The organism is Bradyrhizobium sp. RDI18 (assembly GCF_043203335.1).
Taxonomy (GTDB): Bacteria; Pseudomonadota; Alphaproteobacteria; order Rhizobiales; family Xanthobacteraceae; genus Bradyrhizobium; species Bradyrhizobium retamae.
The window spans coordinates 3220911-3238502 of the sequence record NZ_JBICRN010000008.1 but is presented as its reverse complement, the minus strand read 5'-3'; the positions used below and the strand labels follow the sequence as shown (position 1 = coordinate 3238502).

The 17592-nt window shown below is 61.6% G+C and carries 13 protein-coding genes; 3 read left to right on the top strand and 10 right to left on the bottom strand.

Features of this window, described 5'->3' with window-relative positions:
* Nucleotides 1-74: 74 nt before the first annotated feature.
* The 10 genes from ACFXS9_RS24630 to ACFXS9_RS24585 all read right to left on the bottom strand — a co-directional run bounded on the left by ACFXS9_RS24630 (nucleotide 75) and on the right by ACFXS9_RS24585 (nucleotide 14146).
* Nucleotides 75-1088, bottom strand: coding sequence for a transglutaminase-like cysteine peptidase (locus ACFXS9_RS24630; RefSeq protein WP_392692933.1), 1014 nt, complete (start codon nucleotides 1086-1088; stop codon nucleotides 75-77).
* A 222-nt stretch (nucleotides 1089-1310) separates the two neighbouring features.
* On the bottom strand, nucleotides 1311-2564 hold the full coding sequence (locus tag ACFXS9_RS24625) for an HlyD family type I secretion periplasmic adaptor subunit (protein ID WP_392692931.1): 1254 nt from the start codon (nucleotides 2562-2564) through the stop codon (nucleotides 1311-1313).
* Complete coding sequence (locus tag ACFXS9_RS24620) at nucleotides 2551-4767, bottom strand: type I secretion system permease/ATPase (RefSeq protein WP_392699992.1); 2217 nt, start codon at nucleotides 4765-4767, stop codon at nucleotides 2551-2553. The genes ACFXS9_RS24625 and ACFXS9_RS24620 overlap by 14 nt, the downstream gene beginning before the upstream one ends.
* A gap of 255 nt (nucleotides 4768-5022) precedes the next feature.
* Nucleotides 5023-6717: a TolC family outer membrane protein gene (locus ACFXS9_RS24615; protein ID WP_392699991.1), complete on the bottom strand. Its 1695-nt coding sequence runs from the start codon at nucleotides 6715-6717 to the stop codon at nucleotides 5023-5025.
* 290 nt (nucleotides 6718-7007) lie between these two features.
* Nucleotides 7008-8021 carry a GAF domain-containing protein gene (locus ACFXS9_RS24610; RefSeq protein WP_392692928.1) on the bottom strand — a complete coding sequence of 338 codons (1014 nt, stop codon included), beginning with the start codon at nucleotides 8019-8021 and terminating at the stop codon, nucleotides 7008-7010.
* Between the two features lie 120 nt (nucleotides 8022-8141).
* Nucleotides 8142-8771 (bottom strand): 2-hydroxychromene-2-carboxylate isomerase, encoded by a 630-nt coding sequence (locus ACFXS9_RS24605; protein ID WP_392692925.1) that lies wholly within the window; start codon nucleotides 8769-8771, stop codon nucleotides 8142-8144.
* A 537-nt stretch (nucleotides 8772-9308) separates the two neighbouring features.
* Nucleotides 9309-11219 carry a flavin-containing monooxygenase gene (locus ACFXS9_RS24600; protein WP_392692922.1) on the bottom strand — a complete coding sequence of 637 codons (1911 nt, stop codon included), beginning with the start codon at nucleotides 11217-11219 and terminating at the stop codon, nucleotides 9309-9311.
* A gap of 14 nt (nucleotides 11220-11233) precedes the next feature.
* Nucleotides 11234-12007, bottom strand: a complete 774-nt coding sequence (locus ACFXS9_RS24595; RefSeq protein WP_392692919.1) for an SDR family NAD(P)-dependent oxidoreductase — start codon at nucleotides 12005-12007, stop codon at nucleotides 11234-11236.
* Nucleotides 11997-12653 carry a TetR/AcrR family transcriptional regulator gene (locus ACFXS9_RS24590; RefSeq protein ID WP_392692917.1) on the bottom strand — a complete coding sequence of 219 codons (657 nt, stop codon included), beginning with the start codon at nucleotides 12651-12653 and terminating at the stop codon, nucleotides 11997-11999. The genes ACFXS9_RS24595 and ACFXS9_RS24590 overlap by 11 nt, the downstream gene beginning before the upstream one ends.
* Nucleotides 12650-14146, bottom strand: coding sequence for an AMP-binding protein (locus tag ACFXS9_RS24585; protein ID WP_392692915.1), 1497 nt, complete (start codon nucleotides 14144-14146; stop codon nucleotides 12650-12652). Before ACFXS9_RS24585 ends, ACFXS9_RS24590 begins: the two co-directional genes overlap by 4 nt.
* Nucleotides 14147-14315: 169 nt before the next feature.
* Here ACFXS9_RS24585 and ACFXS9_RS24580 point away from each other — a divergent pair, with 169 nt between their 5' ends.
* From ACFXS9_RS24580 to ACFXS9_RS24570, 3 genes are all read left to right on the top strand, one after another.
* Complete coding sequence (locus ACFXS9_RS24580) at nucleotides 14316-15575, top strand: ABC transporter substrate-binding protein (protein WP_392692913.1); 1260 nt, start codon at nucleotides 14316-14318, stop codon at nucleotides 15573-15575.
* 95 nt (nucleotides 15576-15670) lie between these two features.
* Entirely contained in the window at nucleotides 15671-16573 is a 903-nt protein-coding gene (locus ACFXS9_RS24575; RefSeq protein ID WP_392692910.1) for a branched-chain amino acid ABC transporter permease, read from the top strand.
* Nucleotides 16570-17592, top strand: a complete 1023-nt coding sequence (locus ACFXS9_RS24570; protein WP_392692908.1) for a branched-chain amino acid ABC transporter permease — start codon at nucleotides 16570-16572, stop codon at nucleotides 17590-17592. The genes ACFXS9_RS24575 and ACFXS9_RS24570 overlap by 4 nt, the downstream gene beginning before the upstream one ends.

Below are 17592 nucleotides of genomic sequence, written 5' to 3'. Positions count from 1 at the left end.
CGAATTGAAGAAGCCCGCCGGATCGGTCCGGCGGGCTTTTTTCTTGCCGCTCCGATGGGCGCGGAACGTATGCGCTACATCAGCAGGGGCAGGGTGTTCAGCCCGGATGCGCTATCGGCGGGCGCACCGACGCCAATGGCCTTGCCGCTGACGGCCGCGGCCGGCGCCGCCTCGAGTTCGCTGCCTACAAGCGGTCGCTCCGCATAGGGGGTGGCGAAGAGGTGAACGCCCTGACGATCGATCGCAAACAGCGGCGTGAAGCGCGTGGCTTCGGTATCCGCCATCAACGTCGAGAACCGGTTGTCCAGCAATAGCCAGTGGCCGTCCACACGTGCCGCCAATACCGCATGGTCCTGACGAACCACGCGATCACGGACCAGCACGAGCTGCAGGTCGTTGCGGGCAAAGCCCGCAGCGCTCAGCACGACATATTTCGCGATCGCATAATCTTCGCAGTCGCCTTTCGCAGAGGCGAACGTCGCAAGCGGCGTGCTCCATCGATCGGGCTCGCCGTGCTGGGAGAGGTCGCTGACGTAGCGGACGGCCGCGTTGACGCCCCGGTTGGCCTCATCAAGCTTGTCGCGTCCCGACTTCGCCCCGACCGCGTTGACGAGCCGAAGGAATTGGGCGGCGTGGGCAGGACAATTGCCGGCGTCCGCCCGGCAATGATCGAGGATAGCCTGCTCCTTCACCATGGCGGCTTCGACGCCGCGCCATTTGCGCCAGAGGAGGCCGTCGGGCGCGCGGAATGTGAACAATCCGAACGGTTCGGCACCTGCCGCGGGTGCTTCCCTAAGCGCAGGCAGCGCATCCGTTGCCGTGTTCGAAGGGGTGAGGGCGGCGAGGCGGACACCATCGGTGATGCTCCGACCACGCTGACGATCATGCTTGGCAAGGACGGCATTGATGCTGAAGAATTTCGCCGGCGACGCCTGGTCGCCGCCCGGCGCGAGACCTGCCCCGGCCTCTTCCAGCGACGCATCCTCGGCGGCCAATGCGCCGGATGCAGCGCCAACACAGAGCGCGAGAACGATCCCCGCGGCCAACGCATGCGAGCGTGGGCTCCGCAGTTTTACGCGCGGCGTCATGACGTCCCCTTTGTCAGGAGCGTCAGTCAACGTCTTTGCGTCGATCGGCCGCCCCAATCTGTTATCGGGACGGAAACTGCGGCCTTCGCCGCTTATGGTGAGTTAAGGGGAGGCAAGGATAGAGGGAATGTCGGAAAAGGCGGTCAATCGCCGGTTTTTCGGATGCTTCAAAATCACTTCAAAGTTGAACGGGTGACAGCAACGTTCCGTTAAGCAACATGCTCACCGCTCGCGCATGGCCTCGTCCCGCAGGGTACGGGCCGGCTTGAGAAGGTAATCGAGCACGGATTTCTCGCCGGTCAGGATCTCGACCGTGGCGACCATGCCGGGAATGATCGGCAAAGAGTTTTTGGTCGTGCCCAGATGGTTTTTATCGGTACGAACCATCACGCGATAAAAGGTTTCCTGGCGCTCCGACCGGTCGGCCGCCTTATCATCGACGATAGTATCGGCGCTTATCCGCTCCACCTTGCCCTTTAGCGAGCCGTACACCGACGAGTCATAGGCCGAGAGCTTTACCACCGCGTCCTGATTGGGGCGGATGAAGGCGATATCCTGGGGCCGTATGCGGCCTTCCACCAGCAGCGTGTCATCCAGTGGGATGATATCCATCACATTGGCGCCGGGCTGAACCACCGCACCGATCGTCGTCACGTTCAATTTATTGACGATGCCATGCACCGGGGCCTTCAGGTCAGTGCGTCGCACACGATCTTGCGCGGATTTGATGTTTTCATCGAGCACCGCAAGATCTCCCTTTGATTTGGCCAGATCTTCGTCTGCCTGCGATCGAAAGGACGCAAGGGTATTGGCGATCTTCGATTGTGCCTCGGCGAGCTGCCCGCGCATTTCGGTGGCCTGGCGGTCGAGCCGCAGCATCTCGATCTCGGGTACGACCTTCTGCTCATAGAGCTTGCGGGTGAGTTCGAGTTCGCGTTCCAGAAGCTTGAGCGTGCCCGTCAGTCTGGTTACCTGTTGCTTTAGGACGTCCACATCCTGCGCCAACTTTTGTCCACGCATCTTGAAGACGCTGGTCTCGGTAGCGACTACCGCCGGAACCACTTGGTCGAGTTGTTCGGGGAACGTAATCTCGCTTCGTCCGCGCGCCTCTGCCTCCAGTCGTGCAACGCGCGCCGCCATCGCACCGCGTCGTTCCCTGATCTCACCAAACTCGGACGCGAATTTGGTGTCGTCGATTCGCATCAGCGACTGGCCCTGATTAACGATGGCGCCTTCCTGAACGAGGATGTCACCGACGATACCGCCTTCAAGGGTCTGGACGACCTGGGTCTGGCGGGAAGGCACGACGCGGCCATTGCCCCGTTTGACTTCCTCGAGGACCGCGAAATGCGCCCAGACCAGAAACGTCACGAGCAGGGCGAGGAAAGCCTGCAAGAGCATGCGCGAGGTTCGCGGTGTGCGCATTGCTGCTGCCGCACGGATGTCATTGGCGAAGGCAAAATCAGATGCCGGCATTGGGATTTTGCACCAGGGCTGCGCGAGGCGCGACAGTGGGTTGCGCCACGGTTTCGGGCGGAGCTGCCGCAGGCTTGCCTTGCAGCAGAGCGAGGACCTTGTCCCGCGGTCCGTCTGCAACCAGCCGACCATTGTCAAACAGCAGCAGACGATCGACCATTCCGAGAAGCGAAAGGCGATGGGTGGAGATGATGATGGTCATCTGTTCTCCGCGCATGCCCTTGAGCCGTTCCAGGAATTCAGTTTCGCTGCGCACGTCAAAATGCGCGGTGGGTTCGTCCAGGAACAGCACGCGAGGCTTCCTGATGAGCACGCGCGCCAGCCCGATCGCCTGTTTCTGCCCGCCCGAAAGACTGCGGCCACCTTCGGCGATGGGCATGTCGTATCCCATGGGATGGCTGGCGATAAAGCTCTCGACGCCGGACAAACGTGCCGCAGCAAGCACCTCTTCGTCCGTCGCCTCGGGCTTGCCCAGTGCAATGTTGTCGCGCAGCTTCCCGAAGAAGAGGTCGGTGTCCTGCATCGCAAATCCGATGCCGGCGCGCAGGTCCGACGGGTCATATTGCCGGGAGTCGACGCCGTCGACGAGGATGCGTCCTTCTTGCGCCTCGTAGAAGCCGAGCAGGAGACGTCCGACCGTTGTCTTGCCGGAGCCGACACGGCCGATAATTCCAATTCGCTCGCTGCCCTCGATCTTGAAGGAAACCTTGTCGAGCGCTTTGCCGGGCGCGTTCGGATACGAGAAGCTGACGTTTTCGAAGCTGATGCGGCCCTGCTCGATCTTGCGGGCGACATAGGCGCGCTGCGGAGACCGCTCGCGTTCCAGCGACATGATACGGTCGATCGACTTGAGCGCAGACAATGTCTGGGTGCCGCGTGTGATGACGGACGCGATCCCGGCAATCGGCGCCAAAACCCTGCCAGCCAGCATATTGGCAGCAACGAGGGCGCCAACGCTGAGCTTGCCGTCGAGAATGAGAAACACACCGACGATGAGCAGAAGGAGGCTGGTAAGCTGTTGCGCCGCATTCGCGCTCGTCAATGTCAGCGACGACCAGAAATGGACGTCCTCTCCCGACCGCGCGGTTGCTGCGACCGACCGTTCCCAGGCCGTTTGCATCCGGGCCTCGGCGCCTGTTGCACGGACCGTTTCCATCCCCGCGAGGGACTCCACCAGCACGCCATGGCGTGCCGCGGACTCGGCCTGCATTCGTTTTATGGCGCGGTCGAGCGGACGCTGCATCGTAAATCCGAGCGCGATCATGATCGGCAGCATCACGAGCGGAATCCACGCCAGCGGACCGGCAATCGTGAACAGGATGGCGATGAAGAGCACGGCGAAAACGAGGTCCGTCGCGGAGACCACGCTGCCGGACGTGAAGAACTCGCGAACCGAATCGAAGTCACGAAGCTGATTGGCGATGATGCCGACTGAGGTTGGACGCTGCGCCATCTTCACCGCCATCACGTGTTCGAAGATGTTGGCGGCGAGAACGACGTCTGCGGTCTTTCCAGTCATGTCGATGATGCGGCTCCGCACGGTGCGCAGCACGAAGTCGAAAACGATCGCGATACCCATCCCGATCGCCAGCGCGACCAGAGAAGGGAGCGCGCCGTTCGGAATGACTCTATCGTACACGCTCATGGTGAACAGCGGCGTCGCCAGCGCGAGCATGTTGATCAGAAAGGCTGCGAGGGCGACGTGCCCGTAGCTGCGCCAATGCACCTTGACGACCGACCAGAACCAATGGCTCCGGGGAAGATCTCCTGCGGCAACCGCTCGTGCATTGGCTTCGGCCGCGGCTCTCACCAGGAAGGTGTAGCCTGTGTAATCCGCATAAAGCGCTTTGATGCTCTGAACCTGCGGCGTGGCAGGCTGGTTCGTTGGGTCTAGGATCTTGGCGCTTTGGCTAGCCTGATCGATTCCCAGAAGGATCAGCGCCTTGCCGGTCTTCATGATCAGGACCGCAGGGAGAACGATGGCGGGGATGTCGAGGATGTCCCGCTTGATCGCCTCCGTTTCCAGTCCGGCGCGCCTCGCGGCACGGTCATAGAGGGCGACCGACAGCCGTCCATCAAGGATGGGCAGCCCGCCCAGTAACGCCTCGCGACTTACCGCTCGGCCATGATGGGCAGCCAGATAGGTCAGAGACGCTGCGAGGGGGTCCTGACGTGGCGGATGGACGTCGGCGGCGCTAACGATCCCGTCCGCTTCGTCTTCGGCCGGCCGGGCTTGCGCCTGTTTGGAGGTCCGGGAGAACAACCTAGTGCCTCTGATCATCAGTAAAGTAAATAAGACACGCGCAACCGACGCGGCTAATAAGCCGTCAGAATATAATAAATCGCCGTCCGAAGCATGGGCTGGATTCGGCTATTCTTTCAGACAGTTAATTAGCAGACACTTCCGGCGCCATTAACCGCGCCTTATATTAACTTCTCACCTCAGATAATCTGTCGTTTACTTCTTCTCGGAGGGGAAGGCCGACAGCAGCCAATACGGCTTGCCCTCATGCGCCGAAGCATACGACATCGATAGCTGCGCCGTCGGGTCGACGTGAGCGACGACCGCTTGGCTTGGGCTACGGCCATGCTTCTGGGCGAACCATTCCGGCGCTCCGAGCATCCGTGCTGTGGCTGCCCCACGCGGCCAGCGGTCGCTAAATCCTTCCCGTGGTTCCGCGGCGGCAAAGGCCAAGGGAGCTGCGGAAGCGTCGATGGCTGCATTTGCAACACGCAGCGGCTCTGATCCGGTCTGCGGCAAGGTCAGGCGTGGCGTCGGGAACTTGTAAACGGGCAGGCCAAGCGGCGCCAGGTCGATCGGCGCGGCATCCACGGGAGGAGGAGCCTTGAGATATTCAAGCAGCGTTCCCATCGCCGCCAGCATCTGATAGTCGGCGAACACAATGACGCCACGCGAAGAGGTCAGCGAGACCGCCGCGTTGAAATACTGGTTCTGCGCATTGAGCAGATCGATCAACGACCGTTGACCGAGTTCGTATTCCTTGTCGTAGGCCGCGATGGCTTTCCGGTCCGCCTGCAATTGACGCGTCAAGGCCGCAACGCGTGTTGCAGTAACTGTCCGCGCAGCCCAAGCCTTGTCGATGGATTCCAGCGCGTCCCGCTGCAACCGCGCGTGACGCATGGTCGCTTCGGTGTGACGCTCGGCCATCTCGGTGCGGCGCCAACTATCCTGGCCGCCGCGGAAGACGTCCCAGGACATCACGACCTTGCCGCTATAGTCGTCGTGAGTAACGCCGAGATACGGGTAGGTATTGTCGAGGTGGGTCGCCCGGCCCTCGAGCGAGAGGTTCGGCACGAAAGCGCCGTCCGTGACCCGGAAAGCGTGTTTGGCCGCGTCCACATCTGCCTGCGCGGCCCTGATGGTCGGATTGAAGCGAACCGCGATCGCCAGCGCTTCATCCCTGGTTTTCGGCAACCCCGCCAGCGGGGCCGGGAAGCGCAGATTATACGCCTCCAGTCCCACGACCTTGCGGTACTTGGCGCGGGCCTCCTCCAGATTCCTTCGAAACTCCGCGAGCGTCGCCCTCGCGTTTTCCACGCGCTCCCGCGCCTGTTCCAAGTCGCCTTCGCCGGCCCGGCCGCCCGAGAAGCGGGATTGCACGTTGGAGAATATCCGCTCGTGGTTGGCAACGTTTTGCTGCCCGAGATCAACCAGCCTCATATACCGGACGACATCGACATAGGCTTCCGCTGCATCCAGCGCGATGAGCTCTGTCCGTTCCCGGACCCGGAAGGCGGCCGCGTTAACCCTGGCCGTTTGCCGCCAGATGTCATGAATGGAGGCAAATCCGTCGAACAGTACCTGTCGTACGACAACCGACCCCTGGGTTCCATTTCGCCAAGTGCCGGTTCCGGGTGCGGGAACCGGCAACGCCGAACCGCTCACGACCGCAGCGCTCTGGTCGAATTTTTCAGGACCGTACCGGGCCTCCACCCGAACCTGTGGCAGCAATGTGCTCTGTGTCTGGCGGAGTTCCGACTCTGTTGCGCGCCGATTTGCAGATGCCTCACCGACGCCCGGATTCGTGAGAGTGGCCTGCCTCAATGCATCATTAATGGAAAAGGGTTCCGCAGCCACAGGCGCTGCTGTCGCCAAAAGCACGCTGGCGACCGCACAAAACGACGATTTCATTTGCCCCCGTCCCCACCCAACTTGAAAAAACTTGATGTTAAACGCTTCAATAACTGCGCTAAATCGGGCACAAACTAGCAAAGGGAACCGGATTCCCCTATGACATTTCAGCCACAGGTTCGCCCAACTTAAGGCATCCTTGAATAACTGTGAGTTCCGGTTAATTAGTAGCTTAATACCGACGGGCCGACGGGATCGGCGGGAACGGCTCGCAGGATCTAGTGAAACGGCCCCAGTCTCTGGAAAGAAAACTGGGGCCGCCTCGAGTAGCAATATTTAATTCGTTTTAATCACCATCTCTTGGACACGACCCTGCGCCGTTGTCGTGTACGTGCGCCGCGCTGAATTTTTGAAGGCGCCTTCAGAGATACCAAGCCAAGACGGCCCTGAGCAGGGTGTTTTCGATCACGGGAAGAACGACGATCTGGTTCATGCCCGCTGCGCGCGCCGTCTGCGCTGCAACGGAACCGTCGACCTTCAGATGTTCGTTGATCGCGGGCATTCCCGTCGCCCAAGCGCCGCCGATACTGCCTTCGCCCTTGCGTATCGTCTTTTTCGGCATAAAGCGAGGCCAGATCGGCATTCCTGCTGCAATCGCCGGACTGAAACACCAATTCCGTTCGCGACGGATCCGGCACCCAGATCTCGAACCGTCTGGCAATCGGCGTTGCCTGCGCGGACAGGAAGGTCATGACCCAGGTCTGATCCGGCGGGGTCGTGTAGGGAATGCCGACGCCGCAATTGATTCCGATTTCGCTCGCTTCCTCCCAGCGAAGGAAACTCCTGGCATTGTGCAGGTCCTTGATAATGAGCGGCATGCCCGCCTTCCACGCACGGCCGGGCAGGCCAAACCCGCGCGGGAACTTGGTATGCCGTGAATTGAACTCGAACATGTCGGCGGTACCGTAATAGCCGTCGACCAGTCCCATTTCGTGGGACTTCTCGGGATCGTTGTGCCAGAGTTCGATCGCGCCGACGTGCTTTTCGTCGTCGCCGCAAAACAGCACCATCACGGCCATCAGGAATTCGCCCGCAAAGACCGGCAGCGCCACGCCACAGGTCAATCCGGCTTCGATCGCCTCATCCGTGCGCTTGAAATAGGAGTTTGCAAATTTCGTGAGGATGACGGGATGGCCGCAAGCCCAGGCCTTGCCGGGCAGCCCTTCGTCATAGGCAAACAGCGCGTTCTCGCTGACAGCCTTGAACTCCGAATATTCGTCGCTGCAAAGGCAGCCGCCGAACTCCAGGCGGGTGCGGGTTCGGTCGGGCACCCACAATTCAACGACGCGAATGAATGTCTTCATCGGACGCACCTGTCGCTACGCCTGACGTCAGCATCGGCGATCTGGCGACGATATGTGCGATCAAATTACAGGCAGGCTCCGCCCAAAGTTCGTGCGGGGTCTCGGCCCTTGTCTGCGATCTCATGTCCGGTGACGACTGCCGAGCGCCGCTGCAATCGATTCCGGGTTCCGGATGCGCTCGATCAGCATGTCGATGCGATCGCCGCCCCAGAACAATTCGCCGTTGAAAACCATGGTCGGCACGCCGAACACACCGAGCGCTTCCGCCTCGTCGATGATGCGGTCGTGTTCTGCCCGCGCGGGGCCGTGGACGTAAGCTTCGAATTCTTCTGACGACCCGCCGAGCGAGGCGATCACGCCGGAAATATCGGAGAGTTCGTCGATCTCGAGATCATGACTCCAGAACCGGCGGAACACCGTGTCATGATAGGAGCGGAACAGGCCGTGGCGCTGCGCGAACAGCATGCCGGCGCTGGCATAGAAGGCATCATAGATGCGCCGCGGACCCTTCATGATGAGGCCCTGCGCGTTGGCATAGCGGCGCGCGTCCATATAGGCGTACCGCACCTTGCGCCAGAAATGCGGCGTGCGCTCTTCCACGGTGCCCATGAATTCCGGGATGCGCAGCGTGTAGGGCAGCCATTCGAGTTCGACGCCGTAAATCTCCTCGAGCTCGAACAGCCGCTTGTTGGCGACGAACGCGTAGGGGCTCTTGTAGTCGGTGTAGATGCGGACGCGCGGTCTATCCATGGCGTTGCCCTGTCCCATCGGATCAGTATCTCCGATCCGAGTAGAGCACGGAACCATGCGACGCGGTTTTGACATTCCAAAATGAATGAGCCCGCCAAAACGAATGGGCCCCGGTGCATAAGAGCATCGCGGGGCCCTACATCTTCGTTATAGGCGAAGGATTTCTGGTAGACACCAGTATGTTCTCAGGATCCGGCTTGCGCGTGGCCTTTGCGCTCCAGTCCCGCGGATAGATTTGGATTGTTGAAGGTGCAATGAGGCTGGCAGCTGCTTATGACCTCAACCGCACCTGGACCTTGCGCTGAGCAAGGTCACCGGTCTGATCCGGTGGCGTCATGCTCCTCTCCAAGAGTTGGCCAACGGACGATACGTCCGCTTCCGCTGCGTGTCGCCTCGATCATCTAACCGAACCGCCAATGCCTGCGGAGCGGGGAGCCCAATGCTCCGCGAGTCCTACAGGTGCAGCGTGCTAAATGCTGCGGCAGATGAAGGCAGGTGTCAAGTAAACATCCGCCGGGTTCCCGCGGGCACTGGATGTCAGGCCTTGGTGTGGCGGTAATCGTGTAAATCAGGCTCGTGGGTCATCGCCCAGTAGTCTACGAACCGCCATGGCATCGCCGAAAAAACCCGACCTTGCTTGTTGCGGTAATAGGTCGTCATCCCGGGATGTGTCCAGATCAGTTGCTCGTGCTCGGCATCCACTTTCTCGATGTATCGATCGTGCGCTTCCGGACGAACATCGATGGCAGCGATGCCTTGCTCGATCATCTCGACGAGGCAGGCCGAGATGTAGCGGCTCTGGCACTCCGACTGGAAGATCACGCTGCCGCCATGTGCGGGACCTGAATTGGGGCCGAGCATCACGAAAAGATTTGGAAAGTCCGGCACGGTGAGCCCGAGATAAGCGGTCGGATTGTCGTTGGCCCAGGCTGCCTTCAGATTTTTTCCATCGCGCCCCGTGATGTTGAGGCGAGCCGCCATTTCGGTGACCTTGAATCCGGTCGAGATGACGATGATGTCTGCGGGCCGCAACTTGCCGTCGGAGGCGACGATGCCGTCGCGCGCGAAATGGTCGATCCCGTCGGTGACCAGTTCGACATTCGGCTTCGTCAGCGTCTTGAACCAGTTGTTGTCGAGCAGGATACGCTTGCCATAAGGCGGATAGGTCGGCACGCATTTCTCGATCAGATCAGGGCGATCCTTCAACTCCGAGAGGATGAAATTGGTGAGTTCTTCGCGATGCCGGTCATTGCCTTTGTTGACGGCGCGCTCGGGATGCGGCCAGTCGGGATCCTTGCGCAGGAACGGCAGCAGGCCGTCGCCATATCGCCAGAACATGTTGAAGCGGTACCACTGCACATAAAACGGCAGGTGCGCGAGCAGCCATTGCGCGCCCTCGGTGATGGGATCGGAATAGCCCGCGACCGGGCGCGCCCATTGCGCGGTACGCTGATAAACGGTGACCGACGCCACACGGTCGGCGATCGACGGCACCAGTTGCATGGCGGTAGCGCCGGTGCCGATGACGGCGACGCGCTTGCCGTCGAGCTTGATGTCGTCGGACCACAGGGCGGAGTGCAGCATCACGCCCTTGAAATCTTCCTCGCCCTTGAAGTGCGCAGGGTGGGGGTCGTTGAGTTGACCGATCGCGCTGACCAGCGTGGTCGATTCAAACATCTCTTCGCCATTGGCGGTCTTCAACGTCGATATCCAGCGTCGCTTGCGCTCGTCCCAGCGCGACGATGTCAGCTCCGTGTTGAGGCGAAGATGCTTTCGGATGTCGTATTCAAGCGCCACCTTCCTGAGGTAGTCGAGCAATTCCTGGCGTTGGGCGAAATAGCGCGTCCACGGATTACGCGGGCCGAATGAGAACGAGTAGGAGTGGTTGGGCGTATCGACGCCGCAGCCGGGATAGCGATTGACATACCAGGTGCCGCCGAGTTCGTCGTTCTTCTCGACGATGGTGTAGGGGATGCCGAGCCGGCCAAGGGCGACGCCGAGCGCGATGGCGCAGACACCGGCGCCGACGATCAGCACGTGCTGCTGCGCCAGCTTGTCGTCCGATGGCGGTTTGGTCCAGCGCGCCTCCCGGGGGATGAAGCCCATTTCCTCGCGCATCAGCGGCGCATATTCGGGTGCCACGTCTTCGCCGAGCGTCGCCCGCATCATCTTCAGCATCAATTCATTGCCGGGATCGGTGATGACGGGCTTCGGTTCACCGTTGGCGAACAGCTGCAAGACGGCCGCGCGGATCTCGTCCTGGATTTCCGGAGGCAGACCGGCGTGCGGATCCGGAATCAGGCGGACGTCGCGCTTGGGCCTGTAAGGCGGTTCCAGCCAGCGCGCATCGCCGGTCATGTGCACCAGCACCATCAGCAGGACGCGGATATCGCCCTCGGCGATGGCCGATGACAGATCGAGTTTCTTGCGCGGCAGCTCGATATTCATGCTGGTGTCCTCGTTTACGCGCCTGGTGCTTCCGGCAAGCCGCCATAGGCGGCCCAAGTGGTGCCGGCGATATAACCGGCATCGACGGGAAGGTTGATTCCGGTTACGCCGCTGCTCAGCGGCGACAGCAGCCAAGCGATGGCCTGCGCGACTTCGATCGGCTCGACCAGCCGGTTCATCGCGGTCGGACTTTCGAGCCACTTTTTGTTCAGCGCGCCCGAAGCGATGCCGGCTTCCAGCGCCGCGGTGCGGGTGAAGCCGGGCGAGACCGCATTGACGCGGACGCCCCTGCGTCCCCATTCGGCCGCCAGCGTCTGCGTGATCTGGATGACACCGGCCTTCGCCGCGGTATAGGCGTGGATCGGGCCTGAGGTCATGCCGGCAACGGAGGCGACATTGACGATCGCGCCGCGCCGGCGCTCGGCCATTTTCACGCCGACGTTGCGGGCCACCAGAAACGTGCCGCGCAGGTCGATATTGATCTCGCGGTCCCATTGCTCCATCCGCACGCGTTCGATTCTGTGCATCTTGCCGAACACGCCGGCGGCGTTGACCAGAGCTGTGATCGGGCCGTGGGCGGTCTCGATATCGGCGATGCCGCTGACAACAGCGCTTTCGCTCGCGACATCGAAGGGTGTGGGCCACAGGATGATTTGCGTTTCCGCGAGCGGTTCTGGCGCAATATCGACAATAACGACCTTCCGGCCCTGTCCGGCGAGAAGCGTTGCGGTCGCGGCGCCAATGCCGCGGCAGCCGCCGGTGACGAGAACGATGCCTTCAGCGGTCATGGCTGTTGCCTTTGTCCGGTGTGAACAGCCCGCGCGTGACCAGCTTTCGGTAGGCGGAGATGACGTGGTCGGGCGCGGCCGTGACCGCGCCGCCAGCGTATGAGTATCGCCGGCTCAGGTAGCCGCGTGCGCCCATGAACATGTGAACGATGGCTTCGAACTCCTCGTCGCTGAAATCAACGATGGCGCCGGCCGTGCGGGCGCGCTTGAGAATGCGCACATAAGCGGTCGCGATGTTATCGAGATGCTTCTGGTAGCCGACCGGTGCGAAATACTCGGCCTCGTTGAGGATGCGCAGGAACTCCGGCACCTCGCGGATGAAATCGAAGAAGGCGCTGAAGCGCTCGATCTCCTGCCTCGCGGCATCTGCGGTGCCCGTGCGCTCGCGGATGAAGTGAACCATGTCGATGCCGATCTTCGGCAGCAATTGATCGAGCAGTTCCTGGCGGTTCTCGAAATGATTGTAGAACGTGCCTTGAGCCACGCCGGCTGCCTCGGTGATGCGGGCGACGGAGGCTTCGGCGTAACCGTACTTGCCGACGATCTTGGTGGCGGCGTCGAACAATCTGCGCTTGGTCCAGGCGTTGCGCTCGACGCGGTTCAACTTCGTGACCTTACCGGGTGCGGCTTGCGATGATTGCGTCATGCGTGAGTTTCCAGTTCGGCGCGCAGTACGCGCTTGAGCACCTTGCCCGAGGGATTGCGCGGTAGATGATCGCGGATGATAAGTTGCTTCGGTACCTTGAAGCTGGCGAGGCGCGTGCGGCAATGTTCGATGAGATCAGGCAAATCCAGCGTGGCCCCATCCGAAAGCACCACGACCGCAACCGGCTTCTCGCCCCAACGCTCGTCCAGCATGCCGATCACGGCGACTTCGCGCACCTGCGGCAGCTCGTAGATGACGCGCTCCACCTCGGAGGAGGCGATGTTCTCGCCGCCGGAGATGATCATGTCCTTCTTGCGGTCGGTCAGATAGAGAAAGCCATCTTCGTCGAGATAGCCTATGTCGCCGGTGCGAAACCAGTCACCGAAGAACGCGGCCGCGGTTTTCCCGGGATCGTTCCAATAGCCCTGCGTGACCTTGGGGCCGCGGAGGCAGATCTCGCCGTTCTGGCCTGATGGCAGCCGGTTGCCGGCGTCATCGCGAATTTCGATTTGGACATGGGCAATGGCGCGGCCGGTAGAACCGATCTTTTCGATCTCGCGGCCGGCTTCCATGAAAGTGTCGCCGCCGCAGGTCTCCGTCAGCCCATAGGCGTCGATGTAGCGGGCATTTTTGAAGTAGCCGGAGAAGGCGCGGATGCGTGCTTCCGGGGTTTTCTCGCCGCCGCCGATCGCCCATCGCAGGCTGGAGACATCGTAGCGGTCGCGGGTCGGGCAGGCGAGGATCGCGGTCGTCATGACCGGCGCAAACCAGGCGGCGTTGAGCTTCTCGGCTTCGATGGCGGCGAGCGCCTGCTCGGGCTCGAAGTTGCGGTGGATGGAAAGCAGGCCGCCATGCCAGAGCACCGCAATACCCGGCAGGTCGAGCGCGCCGACGTGATAGAGCGGACCGACCACCAGCAGTCGCGTCTCCGCGCATAATCCCAAGACAAGCGTCTGATCGGCCGATTTCCAATACAGGTTCTCGTAAGTGAGCATCACCCCTTTGGGGCGGTCGGTGGTGCCTGACGTGTACATCAGCCGCATCAGGTCGCGCGGCTGCCGGACGTGCATCGGGGCGGGCGCGATGTCGGGCGCAAGCCGTGTGACCGTGGATTGCGCTGACGCATCGAGCAGCACCACCGGTGCGCCGCCTGCGGCAAACCTTGCGAGTTCTTCGTCCGCAATCAGGATGCGCGCACCGGAATTGGCGACGATGTAACCGACTTCATCTGCGGACAGGCGATAGTTGATCGGCAGAAACACCGCGCCGATGTGGCTGGTCGCAAATGCCAGTTCGAGAAAGGCCGTGCTGTTCTGCATCAGCACCGCGACGACGTCGCCGGGGCCGATCCCGCGCGCAGCGAGCCAGCCGCCAACCCGCCGGATGCGGTCATCGAACGCGGCGTAGGAGATATCCTCGCCGCGGTATTTCAGCGCACAGCGTTCCGGCGTCCGCCGGGCGTGAAAAGCGATGAAGCTCGAAAGGTTGATCATTTGCCGCTCGAAACGCCGCTTTCGGTCTGGCTTTCCCGATATATGAATTCTGACTCGTAATTCATATTTGGCTTGACGTCACCCCCCTTGCTCTGAAATCCTCTGGGCATACGGAGGCGTCACGATCTCCGGCCACGGATTGGGAACGCCAATCCACAGGGAGGAAGCAATGACGAGAACCCGCAAACCGGGCGTAAGCCGACGTGCGACGTTGGCGATGATGGGCGCCGGTGCCGTTTCATTCGCGACGCCCTGGGTGGCGCGCGCGCAAGCCAAGACCATCAAGGTCGGCATGCCGACCATTCTCTCCGGCCGCGTGGCGCAGCTTGGCACCTCATCGCGCAATGGCGTGATGCTGGAAGTCGAGAAGGTCAATGCTGCCGGCGGTCTCGCTGGACGCCAGATCGAGATGGTGATCCGCGATTCAAAGGGACAGCCGCAGGAAGCCGCCCGCGTCGCACGCGAACTCGTCAACACCGACGGATGCGAAATCCTGATCGACGCGGAAGCGTCGTCGGGCGCGTTCGCCGTGCACGAGGTGGCGCGCGATCTGGGCGTGCTCTGTCTTCACACCAATTCGGAAACTTCCGCGCTGACCGCCGACCCCAAGCAGCACATTCCGAACGCCTTCCGCACCGCGCGCCAGGGCGTGCATGATTCGATCGTCGGCGGCAGCTACGCCGCGACCATTGCGAAAGCCAAGGGCTTGAAGAAATGGGCAACCTGTTCGCCCGATTACGCCTATGGCCGCGATACCACCGGCGAATACGTGACATATCTGAAGCGCTTCGCGCCCGACATCGAGATCATCAGCGAGTCCTGGCCAAAGCTGTTCCAGCCCGATTACACCGAGGTCGTGACAAAGATCCTGCAGGCCAAGCCGCAGGCGCTGTATTCCTGCCTGTGGGGCGGCGACCTCACGTCCTACATCGACCAGGCCAACATCTACGCGCTGTTCAGCCAGATGGAAGTGTTCGCAGTCAACATGGCCGACTACACCGCGTTGACTGTCGTGAAGAACCTGCCGAAGGGCATTCACTCCGGTAACCGTTACATCAAGACCTATCCGGCAACGCCTGAGAACGCCGCGTGGGGCGATGCCTATAAGGCGAAATACAACGAATATCCCACCAACTGGTCGTGGGAGAATGCGACGGCGGTCATGCTGCTCGCGGAAGCGTCCAAGAAAGCGAATTCGGCCGACGGCAAGAAGATCGCGGAGGCGCTCCGCGGCCTGAAGATCAAGTCGCCGTTCGGCGCCGACGGCACCGTCACCATGCGTGCCGAGGACCAGACGCTGGTGGGCTATGCGATCGGCTGGGGAACCACGATCCCGCAGGAGCCGTACGTGCCGCAAGTTCAGCCGGGCGACTGGAAGACGATCTTCGAACTCGAAGCCGAGTGGAAGAAGAGCAAGGGCTACACCTGATTGACCGCGACGGCGGAGGCGGCGCAAGCTGCCGCCCGTTCGCCGCCGAATGATCTTCGCGTGCTGTTCCGGCGCGCTGGAATGGATGTGTTCCCTTGGACCTCGACGCGCTTACCGGCTGTCTCGCCAGCTCCGCCTGTCTGGTGACGCAAACCACCAGCGGCTTCATCATCGGCATGTTGCTGTTTCTCGTCGCCGTCGGGCTGACGCTGATCTTCGGCGTACTGAAGGTCGTCAACTTCAGCCACGGCGCCTTCTATATGTTCGGCGCCTACTTCGCGATGACGGCCTATCAGTTCTCCGGCAGTTTTGCGCTGGCGATGCTGTGTGGTGCGGCTGGTACCGCCATCCTCGGCCTGATCTTCGAACGCGTCTTCATGAGCCGGGTCTACGGCGCTGACGTTTTGATGCAGCTTCTCGTCTGCTACGCCTTCGTGCTGATCTTTGATGACGTGGTGCGGATGATCTGGGGGCCCGAGTTCAAATCGATGGGCATGCCGGCGGCGTTCCAGGTGGCGCCGCTGTTCATCGCCGGCGGCGTGGTGCCACCATATTATCTGCTCTTGATCGGTGTTGCGCTCGCGGCCGCCATGATCCTCGGGCTCGGCCTTGCCCGCACCAGGATCGGCAAGGTAATCCGGGCGGCCGCCCATAACCCTGGCATGGTATCCGCGCTCGGCATCAACACCGGGCTCATTTATGGCGGCGTGTTCGCGCTGGGCGGCATGCTGGCGGGACTTGCCGGCGCACTTGCAGCGCCGGTGCGTTCGCTGACGCCCGGCATGGGATTCTCGGTCTTGATCGAATCCTTCATCGTCACCGTGATCGGCGGCATGGGCTCGATCCTCGGCGCGTTGATCGGTGCGCTCCTGATCGGCATGATCCGCTCGTTCGGCTCGCTCGGTTTTCCGCTGTTTACCGAAGGGCTGATGTACCTGTTCATGGTGATCGTGCTGGTGTCGCGGCCGACCGGCCTGTTCGGCAAGGAGGTCGCATGACCGAGTTGCAGGCCGAGCAGGGCGCGCAGGCACTCGAGGTGCCCCATGAAGCAAAGACGCGGCGCAATCGGGATGCCCTGATCGCGCTTGCGGTCTTTGTCGTACTGGCGCTGTTGCCGACGGTCTTCAGCAGCAAATTGCTGCTCGACTTCGTGATCCGCTGCGCCGCCTACGGGCTGTTCGCGACGTCGCTCAACCTTCTGGTCGGTTACACCGGCCTGATTTCGTTTGGCCACGGCATGTTCTTCGGCCTCGGCGCCTACGGCTTCGGGTTGATGATGCAGAAAACCGGCGTTCCCGTCCCGGTGGCTTTCGTCGCAACGCTGGGGATCACGTTTACCGTGGCCCTCGTCATTGGTGCCATCTGCGTGCGGTTGAAGGAAATCTATTTCGCCTTCGTAACACTGGCGTTCCAGATGCTGATCCACTCGACGATCCTGTCCTGGGTATCGCTGACCGGCGGCGATCAGGGATTGCGCGGTGGCATTCCGCGGCCGCCATTTTTGGGCATTGATCTGTCGAATCAATTGCATCTCTATGTCGCGAGTTGCGCGTTGCTGGTGATCGGGCTGTTCTTGATGCATCGGATCGCGCAGTCGCCGTTCGGCTATACGCTGCGCATGATCCGCGACAACGCAACGCGTGCGAGCTTCATCGGCATCGATGTCTGGCGTGCCAAACTGACGATCTTTGTGCTCGCGGCGCTGTTCGCCTCGACCGGCGGGATCATCATGGCGCTATTCGTCTCCGGGGCCTATCCGGAATTCGCCTATTGGACCATTTCGGGCGAGGGCATTTTCATCAACATGCTCGGCGGCGTGACCACATTCCTCGGGCCGATGGTCGGCACGGTGCTGCTCCTGATCCTCAACGACACCGTCACCCGCCTGACCGATTATCACGGCCTCGTGCTGGGGATCGTGATCCTGTTCTTTGCGATCGGCCTGCGGAAGGGCCTGATGGATTTCGTCGTCGAATGGTACGCGCAACGCCGTGACGGCGCTGGGGAGCGCGGCTAG

Excerpts from the sequence above, each read along its gene's own strand:
- ACFXS9_RS24630 (WP_392692933.1), bottom strand. The coding sequence starts at position 1,088 with ATGACGCCGCGCGTAAAACTGCGGAGCCCACGCTCGCATGCGTTGGCC.
- ACFXS9_RS24625 (WP_392692931.1), bottom strand. The coding sequence starts at position 2,564 with ATGCCGGCATCTGATTTTGCCTTCGCCAATGACATCCGTGCGGCAGCA.
- ACFXS9_RS24585 (WP_392692915.1), bottom strand. The coding sequence starts at position 14,146 with ATGATCAACCTTTCGAGCTTCATCGCTTTTCACGCCCGGCGGACGCCG.
- ACFXS9_RS24595 (WP_392692919.1), bottom strand. The coding sequence starts at position 12,007 with ATGACCGCTGAAGGCATCGTTCTCGTCACCGGCGGCTGCCGCGGCATT.
- ACFXS9_RS24610 (WP_392692928.1), bottom strand. The coding sequence starts at position 8,021 with ATGAAGACATTCATTCGCGTCGTTGAATTGTGGGTGCCCGACCGAACC.
- ACFXS9_RS24580 (WP_392692913.1), top strand. The coding sequence starts at position 14,316 with ATGACGAGAACCCGCAAACCGGGCGTAAGCCGACGTGCGACGTTGGCG.
- ACFXS9_RS24590 (WP_392692917.1), bottom strand. The coding sequence starts at position 12,653 with ATGACGCAATCATCGCAAGCCGCACCCGGTAAGGTCACGAAGTTGAAC.
- ACFXS9_RS24570 (WP_392692908.1), top strand. The coding sequence starts at position 16,570 with ATGACCGAGTTGCAGGCCGAGCAGGGCGCGCAGGCACTCGAGGTGCCC.
- ACFXS9_RS24600 (WP_392692922.1), bottom strand. The coding sequence starts at position 11,219 with ATGAATATCGAGCTGCCGCGCAAGAAACTCGATCTGTCATCGGCCATC.
- ACFXS9_RS24615 (WP_392699991.1), bottom strand. The coding sequence starts at position 6,717 with ATGAAATCGTCGTTTTGTGCGGTCGCCAGCGTGCTTTTGGCGACAGCA.
- ACFXS9_RS24605 (WP_392692925.1), bottom strand. The coding sequence starts at position 8,771 with ATGGATAGACCGCGCGTCCGCATCTACACCGACTACAAGAGCCCCTAC.